Genomic DNA, 21,104 nt, shown 5'->3' on the forward strand with positions numbered 1-21,104 from the left:
AGAATCAGAATTTACAGAATTTAAGAATGAACAGAATGCAAGTTGAGATGAGAGGCCTGCATTACATCTTTATATTCTGTAAATCCTAAATTCTGTAAACAGCGTAGCTATCTTGAGCACCTATATAAAGCAACACTCCGCGAAAAATTCTGATTCAGAAGTTAATAAATGTTAAAACCCGCACGCTATTACTGTATCAAGCATCATTTATAATTAATAAACTTTTACCTTTAAGCCGTGTTTCTTAATTTCGCACGAATCCAGATGTGAGATATGAGATTTGAGATAGGTAAAAAGTTACATTTTGTGGCAGTTTCGGTATCTCAAATCTCATATCTCATATCTCATATCTAAAGAGAATGGAAGAATTTGAAGCAAGTGCATCGGCAAAAAAAACCAAAACCATTTACATTTCAACGGTATTTGGTATTGCAATGGTGTTGTTAATGGTTGGTTTGCTGGGTTTATTACTGGTAGATGCCAATAACATTTCGCGCTATGTGAAGGAAAATATTGTATTGAATATTTTTGTTGACGATGCCGCTCATGAAACTGATGTATTGCAATTACAAAAACAATTGGATGCCAATATAATGGTGAAGCAAACGCAATACGTAAGTAAAGAGCTTGCTGCCCGCAACCTGCAAAAAGACCTTGGGGAAGATTTTGTAAAATTCCTGGGTTATAATCCACTCTCGCAATCGTTGGATATTTACCTGAAGGCAGATTATGCCAACAATAAGGATATCGAAAAATTTAAAGCCGAACTGCTTAAAAACCCATTGGTTAAGGAGGTTAAGTACCAGCAATCATTGGTTGATAGGATGAACGAGAATGTAAAGGCTATCAGCTTAATCATCCTTACCTTCGCCGGTATTTTTGTGATTTTATCAGTGGCGCTTATTAACAATACCATAAGGTTGGCCATTTATTCGCAAAGATTTTTAATTAAATCAATGCAGTTAGTTGGCGCTACCAAAGGTTTTATCCGTAAACCATTTTTGCTTTACGGCATATGGCATGGCTTATTAGGAGGCTTAATTGCCATCATCCTGCTTATCGGAACTTTATATGTAGCTTATCAAAATATTCCCGAATTGGTGTTCCTACAGAATTACACCGAATTTGGTATCGTATTTTTGGGCGTTGTTGGTCTGGGTATTTTTATATCGGGCTTTAGCACATTCCTGGCAGTTAACAAGTTTTTACGTTTAAAAATATACGATCTGTATAGATAGGTTAAAGGCTAAAGGTTAAAACTGAAAGGTTTTTATCGGGAAGTCAAAAATCAAAATTAAAAAGTCAAAAATTGATTTGCGGGTCGGGTCAATTATTCAAAATCAAAAAGTCAAAACTGATTAGTGAATTCAATCAGTAATTCAATAAATCAGTAATTCAATAATTAAAAAGATGGCAGAGAAATTTAAACCAACCACGCCTTTAAAAACATCGGCAAGTGCGGCTGCACCAAAGGCTCCAAAAACCACCAGCACCGAGCCTGTAGAGTTTATTTTTGATAAAAGCAATTACAAATTTTTAATCATCAGCGCTTTAATTGTTGCTTTTGGTTTTGTGCTGATGTCTGGTACTACAGATATTTACAGTACTACTAAAATTGTTATTGCACCGGTAGTAGTATTGGCCGGCTTCGGCTTAGGTTTTTATGCTATATTAAAAAAGCCGGAAGTAAAGTAATAATTGTTTGACTAAGGTAAATGAACAGATTTTGATCAGAATGTTTGCTGATCTTGCCCTTTTATAATCATTTAGTTTAGTCAACAAAATACATTCAATCTAACAACCCCAACCCCAAATCACAATGAATCTGATTCACGTTATTGTACTTGCAATCATTGAAGGCCTTACGGAGTTTTTGCCGGTATCGTCTACCGGTCACATGGTTATAGCCTCATCATTCATGGGCATTGGCACCGAGGATTTTGTAAAGTTGTTTGAAGTGGTGATTCAATTGGGCGCTATTTTATCGGTAGTGATATTATACTTCAAACGTTTCTTTAAAACCATCGATTTTTATTTGAAATTGGTTGTTGGCGTTATTCCTGCCGTAATAGTGGGCGTATTGTTAAAAAAGAAGATAGACATCCTGTTAGAAAGCCCGCTTGTGGTTGCTTGCTCTTTGCTGATAGGTGGCGTAATATTATTATTTGTTGATAAATGGTTTAACAAACCGGCCGTTAAAGAAGAAGCCGCTATTAGCTATCCAACCGCGTTAAAAATAGGTCTTTTCCAATGTTTAGCGGTTATTCCGGGTGTTTCCCGTTCGGCAGCAACCATTGTCGGTGGCATGAGTCAAAAGCTAACCCGCACCGCCGCCGCAGAATTTTCGTTCTTTTTAGCAGTTCCTACTATGTTTGGCGCAACTGTAAAAGAAATCTGGGATTTTCATAAAGCTAACTTAGGCAAACCGTTATTTAGCAGCGAGCAAATAGAGTTTTTAGTAGTGGGCAACATTATCGCTTTTGTGGTAGCCATGCTGGCTATTAAATCATTCATTACTTTTTTAGAGCGTAAAGGCTTTAAAATGTTTGGCTGGTACCGCATTGTAGTAGGTATAGTGCTTATTGGTTTAATACTGAGTGGTCACGAATTATCGGCGTAAGTCAATTTCTTTTGCTTTAAATCGGGGTTGGTGTAAACTAACCAAGGGACGACTCACCCCGACGAGGCTCCGCCCGTCTGCCCCTCTCTCCGACTGCGTCGCATAGAGGGGCGAAAAAAAATTGTTTTCACCCTCTATACGGCTTTAGCCGGAGAGAGGGTCGGCCAGCGAAGCGTAGCCGGGGTGAGTCGTCACCAGCATACAGAGACGTTTCAACTGCCACCCTGTATATGCAACAATCTCCTCACAACCTTTCAATGATATTTTCCCTACCTTTGCCGCTTTAAAAGCAATAATTGAAGAAATCCTACAATAAAATAGAAGAATTTGCCGAAGGTCAACTGCTGTTGGTGAACAAACCTTACCAGTGGACCAGCTTTGATGTGGTTGGCAAAATTCGTAATTCATTTAAACCTTTAAAATTAAAGGTTGGTCACGCCGGCACGCTTGATCCCTTGGCTACTGGGCTGCTTATCATTTGCACCGGTAAAATGACCAAACAGATTGATACCTTCCAGGCCGAAGAAAAAGAATATACCGGTACCATGGTGTTAGGCGCTACCACGCCATCTTACGATATGGAGACCGAGGTTGACAATAAATTTGACATCAGCCAACTTACCCATGAAGAGCTGCGTAATAACTGCGCACAGTTTACCGGCGATATTCAGCAATATCCACCGGCACATTCGGCGATTAAGATAGATGGCGAACGCCTTTACGAAAAAGCTCGCCGTGGCGAGGAGGTTGAGCGAAGACTGCGTTTTGTAACCATCACCGAGTTTGAACTTACCCGAATTGAGCTGCCGGAAGTTGATTTTAGGGTAGTTTGCAGCAAGGGGACTTACATCCGATCGTTAGTGCACGATTTTGGGGCGGCTTTAAATAATGGGGCTTACCTGTCAAAATTAAGGCGTACCAGAAGTGGTAACTATAATGTTGAGGATGCCTGGGAAGTAATGGAGCTGGTAAATACCATCAGAGCGTTGAAAGCGCCGGTTGAGCCAATTGCCAATCAAAGCTAAGGTTGATATACATATCTCGGTAAAAAAACGAGTATAATATAGCCGGATAAACTAAAAAATTAAATTTGTGTTTTTACTCATCAAATGAGGATATACAATAATATAAACGAATTTACGGCGATAAAAAACGCGGTTGTCACCATCGGCACATTTGATGGCGTACACATCGGTCACCGTAAAATTATAGCCGGCATTAAAGAACTCGCGGAGCAAATCGGCGGCGAAACCGTAATTCTTACCTTCTTTCCTCACCCAAGGATGATATTGCATCCCGAAGATGAAAGCATCAAGCTGATCACAACCATTACCGAAAAAGCTCAACTCATGGAAGCTTTGGGCGTAGATCATTTAATTATCACGCCATTTTCAAGAGATTTTAGCAACCAAACTGCCGAAGGCTATATCCGTGATGTGCTGGTTAATAAGATCGGCACCAAAAAGATAGTGATAGGTTACGACCACCGCTTTGGTAAAGACCGCCAGGGTGGCCTGGAAGATTTGCTAAAGCTTGGTCCGGTTTATGGATTTGATGTGGTGGAGATTCCGGAGCAGGATATCAATGAAGTTGCCATAAGCTCAACCCGTATCCGCACGGCGCTGTTAGATGGAAAAATAGATTTAGCCAATACCTTTTTGGGCTATCCGTTTTTTATTACCGGTAAAGTAGTGCGTGGCGATCAGATTGGCCGGCAAATAGGCTACCCAACGGCTAATATTGTTGTGGAAGAAAAATATAAGCTTATTCCATCTGATGGAATCTTTGCCGTTACGGTAATCATTGCCGGCGAAACCTATAAAGGTATGGCCTACATTGGTACCCGCCCAACTGTAAACGGCTTAACCCGTAACATCGAGGTTAATATCTTCGATTTTGATCAGGAGATCTATAACCAAACCATCAAAATGGAATTTCACCACTATGTACGTGGCGATGTAAAATTTGACGGACTGGAAGCCCTGAAAGTTCAACTGGCCCAGGATAAGGTGGACGTGTTGGCGTTGTTATAGAAGCCCCACCCAAACCCTCCCCTAAAGGGTAGGGCTTAAAACAGAAATTTTGTCAATTTAAAAAGTTTCTTAAAAGTCTCCCCCTTCAGGGGGAGATTTAGAGGGGGTTTACGTACCTTTGCCTGTCAATATGGCCTCAATTGTCGCTATGGCGTAATTATTGAGTTTGTAGGATCATATCAAAATAATATGTTAGATTTTATCAGTAAGCTTTTTGGAAGCAAATCAGAACGGGATGTAAAAGCTATCAGACCTTTGGTTGAAAAAATCAAGGCCGAATACGCGAAACTCGGAAGCATCAGCAATGATGAGCTTAGAGCTAAAACAATAAGTTTTAAACAAACTATCGCCGATGGCCTTTCTGGTATCGACAGCGAAATAAAAGCTATAAAAGATCGCACCGAAGCCGAACTTGATATGGACGTAGCCGAAAAAGTGGAGTTATACACCCAACTTGATAAGCTTGAAAAAGACCGTAACAAGGAGCTGGAAGATATATTGATTAATATATTGCCCGAAGCATTTGCTGTGGTTAAAGAAACTGCCAGCAGGTTAGCGGCCAATAAAACAATTGAAGTTACGGCAACCGATTTCGACCGGGAGCTTGCCGCGCGTAAAAGCAACGTGCTGATAAAAGGCGATAAAGCTATTCACCATAACAGCTGGATTGCCGCGGGTAATGAAGTTACCTGGAACATGGTTCATTACGATGTACAGCTGATAGGCGGTGCCGTGTTGCACCAGGGTAAAATATCCGAAATGGCAACGGGTGAAGGTAAAACGCTGGTAGCCACGCTGCCTGCATACCTTAACGCGCTTGCTGGCCAGGGTGTACACATTGTAACCGTAAACGACTACCTGGCACGCCGCGATAGCGAGTGGATGGGCCCATTGTATGAGTTCCACGGTTTATCTGTTGATTGTATTGATAAACACGAGCCAAATTCTGAAGAACGCCGCAAGGCTTACTTAGCCGATATTACTTTTGGCACAAATAACGAGTTCGGTTTTGATTACCTGCGTGACAATATGACACGTAGCCCCGAAGAATTGGTGCAACGCAAATTACACTTCGCGATGGTGGATGAGGTCGATTCGGTTTTGATTGATGATGCCCGTACACCGCTAATTATATCTGGTCCTATTCCACGTGGCGACGAACATGAGTTTTATGAGTTAAAACCACGCATTGAGCGTTTGGTTAATGCCCAAAAAGCATACGTTAACCAGGTGTTGAATGAAGCCAAAAAAGCGATCAATGACGGTAACGCGGATGTTGATGGCGGCGGTTTAGCATTATTACGCGCTTATCGCGGTTTGCCAAAAAGCAAAGCTTTAATTAAGTTTTTGAGCGAAGGCGGTAACAGAACGGTGTTGCAAAAAGTGGAAAACCACTACATGCAGGATCAGGGCAAGGACATGCCTAAAGTAGATGCCGAGCTTTACTTTGTTATCGACGAAAAAAATAACCAGGTTGAACTGGCCGAAAAAGGCATTGAGTTGATCACCTCATCTGGCGAAGATCCTCATTTCTTTGTGATGCCGGATGTGGGTACCGAAATTGCCAACATCGAAAAATCAACCTTAACTAATGAAGAAAAGATTGCCCGCAAGGATGAGTTGATGCGCGATTTCTCGATCAAATCAGAACGTATCCATTCGGTTAACCAATTGCTTAAAGCTTATACCTTATTTGAAAAGGATACCGAATACATCCTGGACGAAGGCAAGGTTAAAATTGTAGATGAGCAAACCGGTCGTGTGTTAGACGGTCGCCGTTATTCTGATGGTTTACACCAGGCAATTGAGGCTAAAGAGAATGTAAAGGTAGAGGATGCAACCCAAACGTTCGCGACCGTTACCCTGCAAAACTACTTTAGGATGTACCACAAGCTTTGCGGTATGACGGGTACTGCTGTTACCGAGGCTGGTGAGTTTTGGGAAATATACAAGCTGGATGTGGTTGAAATACCTACCAACACCCCTGCAAGCCGCGAGGACAGGCAGGATTTGGTTTACCGCACCGTGCGTGAAAAATACAATGCCGTTGCAGACGAGATTGTGAAACTTACCCAGGCCGGTCGCCCGGTGCTGGTAGGTACAACCTCGGTTGAAATTTCGGAATTATTGAGCCGTATGCTTAAACTGCGCGGCATAAAACACAACGTACTGAACGCCAAAATGCACCAGAAAGAAGCCGATATTGTGGCCGAAGCAGGTAAGGCAGGTACAGTTACCATTGCTACCAACATGGCTGGTCGTGGTACGGATATTAAACTGGGCGAAGGTGTACAGGCGGCAGGTGGTTTAGCCATTGTAGGTACCGAACGCCATGAATCTCGCCGTGTGGATAGGCAGTTACGCGGTCGTTCTGGTCGCCAGGGTGATCCGGGTTCTTCACAGTTCTTTGTATCGTTAGAAGATAACCTGATGCGTTTATTCGGATCGGAAAGAATTTCTGGCCTGATGGTGCGTATGGGTATCGAAGAGGGCGAAGTTATTCAGCACTCTATGATCTCTAAATCTATCGAACGTGCGCAGAAAAAGGTAGAAGAAAACAACTTTGGTATCCGTAAGCGTTTGCTGGAGTATGACGACGTGATGAACTCACAACGTACTGTAGTTTACACCAAACGCCGTAACGCGCTGTTTGGCGAGCGCCTGGATGTTGATTTGAGCAACACTATTTTTGATGTGGTTGAAGATATCACTACCGAATATAAAGAAGCTAACAACTACGAAGGTTTTACGTTAGAGATGATTCGCCTGTTTTCTGTTGATGTGGAGATTGATGCCGATAAATTTGGCGCAAACTCTATCAACGCTTTAGTTGATCATACCTTCCAAACCGTAATGGACTTTTACAAACGTAAAGGCGATGCGGTTGCAGCACAGGCTTACCCGGTATTGAAAGATGTTTACGATACGCGTGGCCAATACGTTGAAAACATTGTGGTACCATTTAGCGACGGCATCCATGGCATACAGGTTTCTGTTCCGTTGAAAAAAGCGGTTGAAAACCATGGTCATGAAGTGTTTAAATCTTTTGAGAAAAACGTTACCCTGTACCTGATAGATGATGCCTGGAAAGAGCACTTGCGTGAAATGGATGAGTTAAAACAATCTGTACAGAACGCGGTTTATGAGCAGAAGGACCCGCTATTGGTTTACAAGTTTGAAGCTTTTGAATTGTTCCGTGGCATGTTGGCCAATGTTAATAAAGAGATTGTGAGCTTCCTGTTCCGCGGCGGTATCCCGGTTCAGCAACAGGCGGAAGAAGTAAGGGAAGCCAAACCAGAGCCAAAATTGGATTTGCGCAAGCTAAAAACCACCAAAGCCGAGATGGTAAGCGAAAACAATGGCGTACCGATGGACGATTTTCCGCAGGAGGTTCAAAAAGCAAGCCCGGTAAGGGTTGAGCAAAAAATCGGTCGTAATGATCCTTGCCCATGCGGTAGTGGCAAAAAGTTTAAAAACTGCCACGGCGTAGGGCAAAATTAAGAAGCCCCACCCGGCCTCCCCTGAAGGGGAGGCCGGGTGAAAAATAAAAAGGGCCTGTCATCCTGAGCCCGTCGAAGGATCGCGCGTAGAGGCCCTGCCCACCATGCTTCGACGGGCTCAGCATGACAGGCCATATTAGATGTAAATAAAAAATGAAAAAAGCAGTATTTGATCATAAAGCTAAACAGGCCCTCATCAAGTACTGCTTTTTTTTTATGCTGATAGGTTTATCAACCCAAACCTTTGCCCAAACCCGCGGTAAGGTTGAAGTGGTTAAAGATCCATTGATGGATACATTGATAGCCAAACGCTTTGCGTTAAACAAAGAAACGGGTATAGCGCCAGGTGTATCCTCATCATACGGTTACCGGGTTCAATTCTTTAGCGGCAGCAACCGTAAGGATGCCTATAATGCCCAGGCCCGCTTACAAAATCAATTCCCCGAACTGCGAACGTACATTTTATACAGCGAACCCAATTTTAAAGTACGTGCAGGCGATTTCAGGACCCGCCTGGAAGCCGAGAAACTGATGCAGCAATTGCGCGCCCAGTTCCCGAGCCTGTTTATTATATCCGAAAAAATAAATCTACCTAAAGCTGATGCCAACGATGATTAAAGAAAAAATACAGGAGTTATCCCAAAAAATATTTGACGATGTGGTAGCCAACCGCCGCCACCTGCATACTAATCCCGAGTTATCTTTTCATGAGCAAAAAACATCTGCTTTTGTAGCGGGAAAGCTTGAAGAATTAGGATTGACTTATGAAAAAATGGCCGATACCGGCCTGGTAGCTTTAATTAAAGGCGATTTACCATCTGATAAAGTAGTAGCCCTGCGCGCTGATATGGACGCTTTGCCTATCACTGAGGCAAATGATGTGCCATACAAATCGCAAAACGTTGGTGTAATGCACGCCTGCGGTCATGATGCGCATACCTCGTCATTATTAGGAACTGCTAAGATCTTAACCGAACTTAAAAGCGAATTTGCCGGTACGGTAAAACTGATCTTTCAGCCTGCTGAAGAAAAATTGCCCGGCGGTGCAAGTTTAATGATCAAAGAAGGTGTACTGGAAAATCCAAAACCCCAGGCAGTATTAGGCCAACACGTAATGCCTTTAATAGAGGCCGGTAAGGTAGGTTTCCGTGCAGGTAAGTACATGGCCTCGACAGATGAACTTTATGTTACTGTGAAAGGTAAAGGAGGCCATGGCGCGCAACCACAACAGAATATAGATCCGGTGATTATTACCGCGCATATATTAACGGCTTTGCAGCAAGTGGTAAGCAGGTTTGCCGATCCTAAAAGCCCGTCGGTTTTATCATTCGGTAAAGTAATTGCCAATGGTGCTACCAACGTAATCCCTAACGAGGTTTACCTGGAAGGAACCTTCCGCACCATGGACGAAGCTTGGCGTGCCGAAGCCCACAAACGCATGAAAAAGATGGCCGAAGGTATTGCCGAAAGTATGGGCGGTAGCTGTGATTTTAATATTATGCGTGGTTACCCGTTCCTGATCAACGAAGAGGTGTTAACAAACGCCACCCGCGGTCATGCCGAAGATTATTTAGGTAAAGAAAATGTGCTCGACCTGGATATCTGGATGGCTGCCGAAGATTTTGCCTATTACTCGCAGGTTGCCGATAGCTGCTTTTACCGCTTAGGCACCCGCAACGAAGCCCGGGGCATCACCTCATCGGTACATACCCCAACCTTTGATGTGGAGGAAGATGCTTTTAAAATAAGTACCGGGTTAATGGCGTATTTGGCTATTAAGCAGCTGGGTAATTAAAGCTCAGCTAAATGAATAAGAAAGACTTACGAAGTTTTTAAAACTTCGTAAGTCTGGTACTACGTTATAAAAAGTCTGAAATCAAGTCGTCCCATGGCTTGTTGTAAAAAAAGTTGTCATCCTGAACGCAGTGAAGGATCTTCTTCAATGGAAAAGCAGGCGACTTACAGGGCGAAGAAGATCCTTCGTTCCTCAGGATGACAAGGTGGAGAAAATGGGTTTGAGTCATTTCCGCTTTCAGAATCCGCAGATTTTGCAACACAGCATGACATGGGGACAAAACCGTCAATAGTTTAGTGATGAAGAAATTATTATTAGTTGTAGGGTTTACTATTGTTAGCAGTTTTGCTTTTGCACAGCAAATTCCGCGTTTTAATCCCGATACAATCCGTACCATTGTTATCGATTCATTGGTTGATATTAAATCGCATAAGCTAAACGCGCAGGATTTTATTGATGCCGTGATGGCCGATACCAGCTTTTACAAGGCTTTTCAAAACATGAAGGGCTACGCCTTTACTGCCGAGAACCGCATTTTTACCTACGATAAAAAGAACAAGGTTGATGGTAGGGTTTACCGCAAGCTGAGGCATAGTAATGTGGTCGGTCAGCATAAAATAGAATACCTGGCTAAAAAGGACAGTGGCGCGGTTTATAAAAAGAACGGCAAATACGAGTTGTACACCGTAGAGATGTTTGATTACATTTTCATGAATGCCTATAATTCAGATTTTGTAGCCCAGGGGGACGGGCTGCCTGGCGTTGGTGGCAAAGATGAAGGATACAAGGCCAAATTAAAAACGTTGGTATTTACACCCGGCAGAAGGGTGAGGGGTATCCCATTCATTGGCGATAAAACCGAGATATTCAGCAGGGACATGCAGCAGTTTTATTACTACGAATTTGCCCGCGGTAAATACCTGGATAGTATTCCGGTATATCGTTTTAAAGTTCGCTGCAAACCTAGCACATCTGATGGTGATACTATGATTAAGGAAATGACCACCATTTTTGACGAGCGCACTTTCGAAATCCTCGGCCGGTACATCGATCTTAAATTCAGCAACATGTTTATCGATTTTAACGTGCAGATGAACATCGAACTTAACAACTTCAACGGACAGCTACTGCCTATAAAAATCACCTATCAAGGCAACTGGAATATCCCTTTCCACAAGGAAGAACGCGCCAGCTTTTTAATTGTGCATAAAGATTATAGGAAAGAGTAAAAGGAGATAAAAAGTACCGTCATTGCGAGTTGTAAAATCCAGGGAGTCTGAAAGTGAAACGACAACGTCAAAAAAAAATGGGGTCATGGGTAGCCTGTCGAAGCACGCGGGCGAAGGCCTCTGCGCGCGAGTCTTCGACAGGCTCAGACTGACGGCCCTCTTTGTTTTTTACAACTTGTCATCGGTAGGTACAAAGCAATCCCCTATTCGCAGATCAAACATGTAAAGTGGCTCTGTATATCGGGGATTGTTTCGTCGTATCTCCTATCTATGATGTATTTTGAACTCTGTCATCCAACGCAGTGAAAGATCTAATCCACGCCATTCCTATTCGCTCTGAAAATTTGCGAATAGATGCTTCGTTCCTCAGCATGACAGGGTAGAGAGGATAGTTCGTAACATCATTCGTCATTCAGGGCCGTGGGTTTTTAAGCTATTTACGACAATCAATAATTACTTCCTCCTCACACACCAAATCTTATTACTCGAATCATCAGCCACTAACAACGAACCATCTTTAGCTACTGCAACCCCAACCGGACGGCCGTACACTTTAGCCCTTTTAGCATCGGCAACAAAACCTGTTAAAAAATCTTCTATTTGCCCAGTAGGTTTATTGTTTATAAACGGGACAAATACCACTTTATACCCAACCAGGTTTGAACTGTTCCACGAGCCATGCTGGCCGATAAACGCGCCGTTTCGATATTTTGCCGGGAATGACTTGCCGTTATAAAAGGCTAAGCCTAATGATGCGGTGTGTGATCCTAAAGCAACATCGGGTACGATGGCCTTTTTCACCATCTCATCGCTTTCGCCTTGATGGTTGGGGTCTTCATGCTGGCCGAAGTAGGCGTAGGGCCAGCCATAAAATCCATTCTCTTTTACGCTGGTCAAATAATCGGGCACCAGGTTATCTCCTAAATTATCTCTTTCGTTTACGGATGTATATAAAGCGCCGGTTCCGGGCTGCAATGCCATCCCTACAGGGTTACGTAAGCCGCTGGCATAAATGCGTTCGCCGGTACCATCGGGGTTAATTTCCAGGATATCGGCGCGGCGGTTTTCTACTTCCATACCATGCTCGGCATCGTTGGTGCCCGATCCTACCGATACGTAAATTTTTGTGCCCGTTGCATTGGCGCAAAGGTTACGGGTCCAGTGATTGTTGTAACCTCCCGCTGGCAAGCTCAAAATCTTTACACCTTTGCCGCTAACGGCGTTTGCGCCCAATTTGTAGGGGTAGCGCCATAAGGCATCGGTATTGGCAACATAAAACCAATCGCCCAAAATCAGCATACCATATGGTTGATTTAAGCCGCTTAAAAAAGTGGTTTTAAAATCGGGCCTGCCATCGCCATTAGTATCTCTAAACAAGGTTACCCGGTTAGCGCTTTTGCCCAGGTTTTGAGATTTGCTCACGCCGATGATATCGGCCCCTATTTTCTTTAAACCCATGATTTCGGTATTGGCTTCGGATACAAAAACATCGCCGTTGGCGGCAACGTAAATATTACGCGGATTATTTAAGCCATCGGCATATAAACTCACTGTAAAACCTGCGGGGGCAACCGGTGTTTTGTTTTTGGGCCAGCCAATAACATCGCAGTAATTTTTTACCGCTTTAGTGGCATAAGGAGCATCCAATTTAACTACCTGGTTGCTTTTGTCGGCAACGGTATCCGCGTTGTTAAAATTGCTGGCTTTTTTGGGTTTGCAGGCGGCGAAAAGTAAAGCCGGTATAATTATAAGCAAGCCGTAATGATGCTTCATTTTTTTAGGTTTGTTCTCTTAAAAGTTAACTTTTTTAACGATACTTTGTTTTGCTAATCGCCTGCTTTATAACTATTTTGATATAATGCATTACCATGTGTGTTTTTTACACTGGCTTCGATAAAAAAATATACATTTGAAGGATAGCTTTTAAAGTTAACCTAATTAATGCGCCGGCATCTTCTTTCTTTATATTTATTAGTGGCATTAACATTTGTCGTTGGCAATGCCAATGCGCAAACGGCCGACGTGTGTAAAGGCGCCCTGGGCGATGCTGTAGTTAACGAAACTTTTGGAGCGGGCAATAATTTTGGTGCAGCGCTGCCTTATACCACCATGTATTATGTTAGCTCATTTTGCCCTAATGATGGTTATTATACTATTGCCAATAGTACGGTTGATCTTAATTCGGGTGGGAGCTGTCATGATACCTGGCACACGGTAACCCAGGATCACACCGGCGACCCTAATGGGTATTTTATGTTTATAAATGCTTCATTTGCCAAAAGCGTTTTTTACACCCAACCTATCAACCTGCAGTTGTGTCAAAAAACAACCTATGAGTTTTCGGCATATGTGTTAAACCTCATCAAGCTATCTGCAAGTAATGATCAAACCATCCAGCCGGATATTAAATTTACCATCAAGGCTCCCGATGGAACTATCCTAAAATCAAGCGAAAATGTAGTACCGCCAACTGCAGGACCCGAATGGCAAAAGTTTAGCTTATTTTTTACCACACCAGCCAATATCAACAGCGTTATTGTTGAGCTGTCAAATGAAGCGCCCGGCGGTAACGGAAATGATTTGTTATTGGATGATATTCAGTTTAGGGCCTGTGGCCCGGTAATTCAAACGGGGTTTACTACCATTGGTGCAAACCAGCCCCAAAATCAATGCGTGGGCCAATCTCAGAATTATACTTTAAAAGCACAGGTAGGTGACGGGTATACCGATCCGGCGCTGCAATGGCAGATCAATAAATCTGATGGGAACGGCTGGGTAGATATTGCCGGACAAACAACAGATACTTATAATTTCACCATAAACAATAATGTGGCCAGCGTTTACCAGTACCGGTTATCGGCAGCCGAGCAATCGAATATCGGTTCGCCGGAGTGCAGAGTTTCGTCGGCACCGCTTAGCGTTACGGTTAACTCATACCCGGTTGTGCCGGATATACCTCCGGTAGGGGTTTGCGAAGGGGACGCGGTTGCCATTGCAGCATCCGGCGGAGTGGCCTACGAGTGGGCTGGGCCGGCTATTACCAACGCTAATAAAAATCAAAACCCATTAGTTATTGATGCCGCCGCGTTAGCCGTTAGCGGCAACTACACCGTTACAGTAACGAATGCCAGTGGTTGTAGTGTTACCAAAAGCACTAAAATAACGGTTAACCCCAAACCTGTTATTACGGTTGCTAACCCTGTTTATACTATTTGCAAAGGTGCCGGCACTACCATTGCGGCTTCATCGTCCGGTGCGGTGAGTTATAGCTGGACACCCGCAACAGGTTTAAGCGATGCTACATCTGCCACGCCCGTGGCTACGCCGACAGACACTACTGTTTACATAGTTGTTGCAACTACCAGTTCGGGCTGCGTTGAATCGGCCAAAGTAACCGTTAATGTACTGCCGCCACCTATAGCGGATGCTGGCAAGGATCGCGCTATGTTTGAAGGGCAATCTATCACCCTTGGTGGTACTGCGAAAAACGCCAATGTATACTCTTGGACCCCCACTACGGCATTAAGTGACCCCACTATTCTTAACCCGGTTGCCAGCCCAACCGATGATATTACCTACACGTTGCACGTATCATCGCAATATAATTGCGGCATAGCCGAAAGCAGCGTTTTTGTGCGGGTTTATAAAAAAATCATCGTCCCCAATTCTTTCTCGCCCAATGGCGATGGTGTTAATGATTCCTGGAATATAGAAGCACTGTTTACTTATCCCGAAAGCGAGCTCACGGTATTTAACCGCTACGGGCAGGTGGTTTTTAAAAGCAAAGGCTATGACAAGCCCTGGCGCGGAACCAGCAATGGTATCACCTTGCCAACCGGAACTTATTATTACACTATTGATCTTAAAAATGGTACGCCCAAACTATCGGGTTGGGTGTTGCTGGTTAAGTAGAAATAGAGTCAAGAACCAACAACCAGGAATTAAGAAAGCTGCCTTTTACTAAAACGCGATGAACTTGTCAATTTGCTCATCAGTAAACTTTAAGGTATCGGCGTTTATCAGCTTGCCATCGGCATCAAATTCCTTGTGTATGGCAGCTATGTGAAGCTTTAGGGGCATTACGTTAAGGTGTACATAATGGCAAACCCCGGTAAAGTGATCTATCCCACGGATGTTCCCGTACTTGCCCGATGATACGCCCACCAACGCGGCTTTTTTATCGTAAAAACTATCCGGGAAGCTACAGGCGTCAATAAAAACTTTCAGCACACCGGGGTAGCTGCCATTATACTCGGGGATAATAAATAAAAACTTATCGGTTTGCGTAACAATCTCCTGTATTTCTGAAAATTCGGCACTTCGCTTACCGTACAGGTCGGTTTGTAGTAAGTTGGCGGGCAATTGTCCTAAGGATAACAAATTAGCTTCAACACCTTTTTCGCCCAGCTTTTGCTGATAATATTTAGCCATTTTTAAAGTTGAACTGCCCGGGCGATTGGTGGATGCTATAATAGTTACCATGTATTAATTATTGAATTATTGATTTACTGAATTACTGAGTTTTATATTGAAGAACACCTGGGTTAATAAACTTTACGCAAAGTAAAATACATGTAAAATGAGCCAGGATTCGATAATTCAATAAATCAGTAATTCAATAATTGCCTTAATTATGTTTGTAAATTGACTAAACCTGTGGATTTCCTAATTGTTTAATTCCGTATCTTTACGCATTAGAATAAAACTTTACGAAAGTAGAATTTCTAAAGCTACTTTACGTTATTATAAATCATCGTAATATCAAATATATACATATAGAATGAGTAAAATTATTGCTTTGGCCAACCAGAAAGGTGGCGTAGGAAAAACTACATCATCTATAAACCTGGCTGCAAGTTTAGCTGTATTAGATTTTAAAACATTATTGGTTGATGCCGATCCACAGGCTAACTCTACATCCGGGATAGGTTTCGATCCTCGTAATATTAAGAACAGTATTTACGAATGTATCATTAACCAGGTTGATCCGCATGATGCAATTCAAAAAACAGAAACGCCTAACCTAGACCTGTTACCAGCACATATTGACCTTGTAGGCGCCGAGATTGAGATGATCAATTTAAGCGGTCGCGAGTATAAAATGAAACAGGTGTTTGATGCAGTGAAAGACGAATATGACTTTATCATCATTGATTGCTCGCCATCGTTAGGTTTAATTACCATTAACGCGCTTACCGCTGCAGATTCTGTTATTATACCGGTACAGTGCGAATACTTCGCGTTAGAGGGCTTGGGTAAATTGTTAAATACCATTAAAATAGTTCAATCGCGCCTTAACCCGCAATTGGAGATTGAAGGCATCCTGTTAACCATGTATGATGTGCGTTTACGCTTGAGCAACCAGGTGGTTGACGAGGTTAAAACGCATTTTGAAGATATGGTGTTTGATACCATTATACAACGTAACACCCGCTTAAGCGAGGCGCCAAGTTTTGGTGTATCGGTAATTATGCACGATGCTACCTGTAAAGGAGCGATCAATTACTTAAACCTTGCACGCGAAATTTTGAATAAGAATGGCCTTGTAAAAAGCGAGGTAACAACGGCAACAGCATCAGTATAAGTAAATGAGCAGTGAAAGAAGAAATGCCCTGGGCAAAGGATTAAGTGCGCTGTTGAATGACTCTGTAAACGTACAACCATACCAAAATAAAAGCAGTAATAAAAAAGAGGAGGCTTCAACATCGGCTGCCGAGGTAAATAGCCTTGGTTCGGTTAACGAGATCCGCTTAAGCGAGATTGAGGTAAACCCTTTTCAGCCACGTACCGATTTTGATGAGCAGGCTCTAAATGAACTGGCCGACTCTATTAAACTGCAGGGCCTTATACAACCAATAACGGTAAGACGTGTTAACGCGCATCAATATCAGCTGATATCGGGCGAGCGCCGTTTCCGGGCTTCAAAGCTGGCTGGCTTAACCCAGGTGCCTGCGTATGTGCGTACGGCTAACGACCAGCAGATGCTGGAAATGGCCCTGATAGAAAACATACAGCGCGAAAACCTGAATGCCATTGAGGTTGCCCTTAGCTTTCAGCGCATGATTGAGGAGTGTAACCTTAAACAGGAAGAACTGGGCGATAGGGTGAGCAAAAACAGATCGACAGTTACCAACTACCTGCGTTTATTAAAATTGCCGCCAAGCATCCAGGCTTCTATAAGGGACGGTGCTTTAACTATGGGCCATGCTAAGGCATTGATCACCATGGATGACCCGGCCAAGCAATTATATTTACATCAGCATATCATTCAGCAAGGTTTATCCGTTCGTAAGGTTGAAGAATTGGTTAGGGAGATGCAGAAGGCTCCGGTTAAAAAAGAAGGCAAACAGCCCGAGCCGGTATCATACCAAATGCAAAAAATTCAGGACGACTTAGCTTCAAAGTTTAGTACACGGGTAACACTTAAGGTAGGCGCCAAAGGTAATGGCGTTATTGAAATACCATTCCTGTCAGAAGATGACCTGGGCCGTATTTTGGAGATGCTGGATTGGTAAAACCGTGCAATAATTATCAAAAATATAAGCCGCGAGCCATTAAAATGCTCGCGGTTTTTTATTTATATCCATGTATAAACATCAGCATATAATATTTCGGGTTTAAATAAGTTACTGATGTACTGTGTTAAAGCATACGCTTAATACAAGCTTAAAAATTATCTTTGTCACAATTTAAATGCAAGCCGCTAAGCCCATTGGGTGGCTTTAATGAGTTATATGTATAAATATTTGTTAATTATTGGTTTTACAATGCTGTTTGCCTTTACTGCGAAGGCTCAAACGCCGCACGCGGATACCGCTACTGTAGCTAAAAAAGACACTTTTAAAAAAGCATCCAACACGGCGCCGGGCTCGTTTGCGCCGCCAATAAAAAAAGAAAAGGTATACCACCCCGATAGTACCCATAGCCCGCACAAAGCGGTAATGCATTCGTTGATGATTCCGGGATGGGGGCAGGTTTATAACCATAGCTGGTGGAAAGTGCCTATCATTTACGGGGGCCTGGGTTTATTGGGTTCGGCGGTTGTATTCAACCAAAAATATTATAAGCAGTTTGATGTAGTAGCGCACTATTACAGAAACGGCATAACCCCCAAAACTACAGATCCTTATTATAAAGAGTGGAAGGCTTATACCGATAATCAGGTGCCCGCGCAAAACGTTTATGATTACCTGGATAGTTACCGCCGCAACCGCGATTTAGCCATTTTGGGTATTTTAGGAGCCTGGGGTATCCAAACGGTGGAGGCTTATATCGAAGCAAAATTTATTAACGCCTATACGGTAGATAATAACTTTAGTATGAAAGTAACGCCATCGCTCATAAATCAGCCGGTTTACGCGCAAAGTAGCTATGTTCCGGCTATAAAAGTTACCTTTACGTTTTAACAGTATATTTATAGCTTAGCTGTTAATCAACATAAATTTAAAAAATGAAAATAGCGTTACTGGGCTACGGAAAAATGGGCAAAATCATAGAGAAGATTGCCCTTAGCCGTAAGCATGAAATTGTTTCAACCATTGATAATGAAAACCTGCATGAGCTTACTGCCGAAAACCTGCAAAAGGCCGACGCGGTAATTGAATTTACCATGCCGGGATCTGTAATAAGCAATATTGAACATTGCTTTAACGCGGGCGTGCCCATAGTAGTAGGTACAACAGGCTGGTACGATAGGTTAGATGAGATCAAACAGAAGTGCAAGGATAGCGATAGCGCCTTACTGTACGCCACCAACTTTAGCGTGGGTGTAAATATATTTTTCCATATTAACCGTTTATTGGCTAAGGTGATGAATAACTACCCGTATTATGATGTACAGGTAGAAGAAATTCACCACATGCAAAAGCTGGATTCGCCAAGCGGAACGGCCATTACCATTGCCGAAGGTATTATTGATAACCTTAATGCAAAAACCGACTGGGTTAATGTTTTAACCACGGATGATAATGATGATGACAAAAATGTAAAGCAGGACGAATTGCTGATAGAATCATTAAGGATTGATAGTGTACCGGGCACCCATACCGTTATTTACGATTCTGAAGTTGATACCATCGAATTTAAACATACTGCCCACAATCGTAATGGCTTTGCCTTAGGCGCGGTACTTGCCGCCGAGTGGATTCATGACAAAAAAGGATTTTACTCTGTTGATGCCATGTTCGATTTTAAAAGCTAAGCACTCGTTTTATGAGCAGGCACAATGGTGCCGATATAGTATTAAAAAAAGCGATAGTCATTTCCATGACTGTCGCTTTTTTGCTATTTCTCCGGCTCCCGATACTATTTTACCAATTGTTTTTGGTGCTTGTTTAAGGTGAAAAAATATGGCTCATTGTATTTTAACCAATGGTTTATATTATTTTAACAGCAAAGTACTTTTGTTAAACAAGTGCTTGTATTATTTTGCCAAAACGTTTGTAAATAACTGCAAAACAGTATTTTATTAAAATTAAAAATTAGGTTTGAACCATATTATAAACCTATAAACTTTAATTAAAATGAAAAAAATTACAATCGGGCTGCTTGCCCTGGCATTCCTTAACTCATGCTCAAAAAACAATTCTGATGCTCCTAAACCTGCCGGCGCTGTAAAAGCCTACCAGGAAACCTGGAGCTGGAATGGTACTTTAAATTATTCGCCCTACACTATACAAAATAATGTATGGGCGGGTGTTTCAGGCTCTAATCAAAAGGTATGGGCCAACTCGGCATCCAATTGGGGAGCAAATGCCTGGGAGCCCAACACCAATGGTGTAAAATCGTATCCAAACGTAAACCTCGATGTAAACAAGAAATTTAGCAGTATGAGCGCCTTAAACTCAAACTATAATTTCTCCATGTCGAACTGGATAGGTGTTTGGGATGTGGCTTATGATTTTTGGTTTGATAACTATAACTATGAAATAATGGTTTGGGAGCAATGGAAAGATAGCTCACCTATTTCATACAGCTATAATTCAAGCGGACCGGTTTGGGCTTATACTAACGTTAATGTTGGTGGTCGTACGTATAACATCGCCCGTGGGCATACCGATCATGATTGTATCAGCTTTGTAGCTACCAGCCAAAACACCAGTGGTTATGTAGATATGAAAGCAATGGTGCAGTGGATTGACAACAACACAAACTGGGGCTACAACTTTAAAAACAGAACCCTATCAAGAGTAGGCTTTGGTGCCGAGTTTTCTTCAACCAACGGACAGCAGTTAAACTTTACATCAAATAGTTACTCGTTAAACGCGTACTAAGTAAAAGGTGCATTAAACTGAAAAGAGGTTGTATCCGGTAAAATGGAGCAACCTCTTTTTATTTTGAAGTTATTGAGGATAATGTCGGTTACCGCTTGCCCATTAGTAAAACCCAATAATTTCCATACCGGGCGGCACCAGCTTCGTGGTAAGTAGAATCCATCATAACGGTACAGTGCTCGGGGCTGTCTTTCCAGGCCATTACCGTGGCAGCTGTTGCGTCATAGTTTTGAGCAATATCTTCGCCGAGACTAACCGCGTTATAACCTTCCTGTTTGGCCCAGTCGCCGGGAGTAACACCCTGGGGCGATACATGAGCGAAGTAATTTTTATCGTACATATCCTTGGCATGGTCGGCAGCCGCCTTTTGGAGTTCATCGTTCCAGATCACCGGCTTTACAGGCTTCATGCTATCGGTGCCGCAATAACAGCCTTTGGCCCGCAGGGCGTTTAAATTGCTAAGTAAATCTGCTTTAATATCAACTAATTGAGGCGGGGCTACGGTGGTATCTTTTTTACAGCCGGCAAGGCTTATCAAAAGCCCACCCAGCAGCATGGCCTGCCGGTAATAAAAACCAATTGTAGTACCAGGGGCTTTCATAAGTGTTTTTCGTTATTAAAGCTAAAATACAATAATATCGGTATTGCAGATAGT

Annotated in this window: 18 protein-coding genes; 15 read left to right on the forward strand and 3 right to left on the reverse strand. The window is 42.8% G+C overall.

All coding sequences use genetic code 11. The features are described 5' to 3' along the window. The first annotated feature begins 359 nt into the window (after positions 1–359). The 9 genes from QWZ17_RS04825 (at position 360) to QWZ17_RS04865 (ending at position 11,177) form a co-directional block, all read left to right on the forward strand. On the forward strand, positions 360–1,238 hold the full coding sequence (locus QWZ17_RS04825) for a cell division protein FtsX (protein WP_290303850.1): 879 nt from the start codon (positions 360–362) through the stop codon (positions 1,236–1,238). Positions 1,239–1,410: 172 nt separating this feature from the next. Further along, positions 1,411–1,695, forward strand: a complete 285-nt coding sequence (locus tag QWZ17_RS04830) for a DUF3098 domain-containing protein (protein ID WP_290303852.1) — start codon at positions 1,411–1,413, stop codon at positions 1,693–1,695. A gap of 124 nt (positions 1,696–1,819) precedes the next feature. Further along, positions 1,820–2,620, forward strand: a complete 801-nt coding sequence (locus tag QWZ17_RS04835; protein WP_290303853.1) for an undecaprenyl-diphosphate phosphatase — start codon at positions 1,820–1,822, stop codon at positions 2,618–2,620. Positions 2,621–2,916: 296 nt separating this feature from the next. Next, positions 2,917–3,645, forward strand: coding sequence for a tRNA pseudouridine(55) synthase TruB (gene truB / locus QWZ17_RS04840; protein WP_290303855.1), 729 nt, complete (start codon positions 2,917–2,919; stop codon positions 3,643–3,645). 84 nt (positions 3,646–3,729) lie between these two features. After that, positions 3,730–4,653 (forward strand): bifunctional riboflavin kinase/FAD synthetase, encoded by a 924-nt coding sequence (locus QWZ17_RS04845; RefSeq protein ID WP_290303857.1) that lies wholly within the window; start codon positions 3,730–3,732, stop codon positions 4,651–4,653. Positions 4,654–4,842: 189 nt separating this feature from the next. Next, complete coding sequence (secA, locus tag QWZ17_RS04850; protein WP_290303858.1) at positions 4,843–8,154, forward strand: preprotein translocase subunit SecA; 3,312 nt, start codon at positions 4,843–4,845, stop codon at positions 8,152–8,154. 152 nt (positions 8,155–8,306) lie between these two features. Beyond that, entirely contained in the window at positions 8,307–8,771 is a 465-nt protein-coding gene (locus QWZ17_RS04855; protein WP_290303860.1) for an SPOR domain-containing protein, read from the forward strand. Beyond that, a complete protein-coding gene (locus QWZ17_RS04860) occupies positions 8,764–9,948 on the forward strand; it encodes a M20 metallopeptidase family protein (protein ID WP_290303861.1) in 1,185 nt (394 codons plus the stop codon). The genes QWZ17_RS04855 and QWZ17_RS04860 overlap by 8 nt, the downstream gene beginning before the upstream one ends. 299 nt (positions 9,949–10,247) lie before the next feature. After that, complete coding sequence (locus QWZ17_RS04865; RefSeq protein WP_290303862.1) at positions 10,248–11,177, forward strand: hypothetical protein; 930 nt, start codon at positions 10,248–10,250, stop codon at positions 11,175–11,177. 453 nt (positions 11,178–11,630) lie between these two features. On the opposite strand, the gene QWZ17_RS04870 is transcribed toward QWZ17_RS04865, so the two are convergent. Further along, positions 11,631–12,950: a PQQ-dependent sugar dehydrogenase gene (locus tag QWZ17_RS04870; RefSeq protein WP_290303864.1), complete on the reverse strand. Its 1,320-nt coding sequence runs from the start codon at positions 12,948–12,950 to the stop codon at positions 11,631–11,633. Positions 12,951–13,151: 201 nt separating this feature from the next. On the opposite strand from QWZ17_RS04870, the gene QWZ17_RS04875 reads away from it, so the two are divergent. Beyond that, on the forward strand, positions 13,152–15,089 hold the full coding sequence (locus QWZ17_RS04875; protein ID WP_290303865.1) for a T9SS type B sorting domain-containing protein: 1,938 nt from the start codon (positions 13,152–13,154) through the stop codon (positions 15,087–15,089). A gap of 48 nt (positions 15,090–15,137) precedes the next feature. Here the strand turns inward: QWZ17_RS04875 and QWZ17_RS04880 are convergent, their stop codons facing one another. Continuing rightward, positions 15,138–15,659 (reverse strand): NADPH-dependent FMN reductase, encoded by a 522-nt coding sequence (locus QWZ17_RS04880; protein ID WP_290303867.1) that lies wholly within the window; start codon positions 15,657–15,659, stop codon positions 15,138–15,140. Between the two features lie 298 nt (positions 15,660–15,957). On the opposite strand from QWZ17_RS04880, the gene QWZ17_RS04885 reads away from it, so the two are divergent. From QWZ17_RS04885 to QWZ17_RS04905, 5 genes are all read left to right on the forward strand, one after another. Continuing rightward, entirely contained in the window at positions 15,958–16,761 is an 804-nt protein-coding gene (locus QWZ17_RS04885; RefSeq protein ID WP_290303869.1) for a ParA family protein, read from the forward strand. Positions 16,762–16,765: 4 nt separating this feature from the next. Continuing rightward, a complete protein-coding gene (locus tag QWZ17_RS04890; RefSeq protein ID WP_290303871.1) occupies positions 16,766–17,692 on the forward strand; it encodes a ParB/RepB/Spo0J family partition protein in 927 nt (308 codons plus the stop codon). Between the two features lie 252 nt (positions 17,693–17,944). Beyond that, entirely contained in the window at positions 17,945–18,583 is a 639-nt protein-coding gene (locus QWZ17_RS04895; protein WP_290303873.1) for a DUF5683 domain-containing protein, read from the forward strand. 44 nt (positions 18,584–18,627) lie between these two features. Further along, positions 18,628–19,377: a 4-hydroxy-tetrahydrodipicolinate reductase gene (gene dapB / locus QWZ17_RS04900; RefSeq protein ID WP_290303875.1), complete on the forward strand. Its 750-nt coding sequence runs from the start codon at positions 18,628–18,630 to the stop codon at positions 19,375–19,377. Positions 19,378–19,699: 322 nt separating this feature from the next. Then, positions 19,700–20,449: a glycoside hydrolase family 12 protein gene (locus tag QWZ17_RS04905; protein WP_290303876.1), complete on the forward strand. Its 750-nt coding sequence runs from the start codon at positions 19,700–19,702 to the stop codon at positions 20,447–20,449. Between the two features lie 88 nt (positions 20,450–20,537). Here QWZ17_RS04905 and QWZ17_RS04910 read toward each other — a convergent pair whose 3' ends face one another. Beyond that, positions 20,538–21,050 (reverse strand): CAP domain-containing protein, encoded by a 513-nt coding sequence (locus QWZ17_RS04910; protein WP_290303877.1) that lies wholly within the window; start codon positions 21,048–21,050, stop codon positions 20,538–20,540. Positions 21,051–21,104 lie beyond the last annotated feature (54 nt).

This window comes from Mucilaginibacter flavus, assembly GCF_030409315.1.
In the GTDB taxonomy this organism is placed as follows: domain Bacteria; phylum Bacteroidota; class Bacteroidia; order Sphingobacteriales; family Sphingobacteriaceae; genus Mucilaginibacter; species Mucilaginibacter flavus.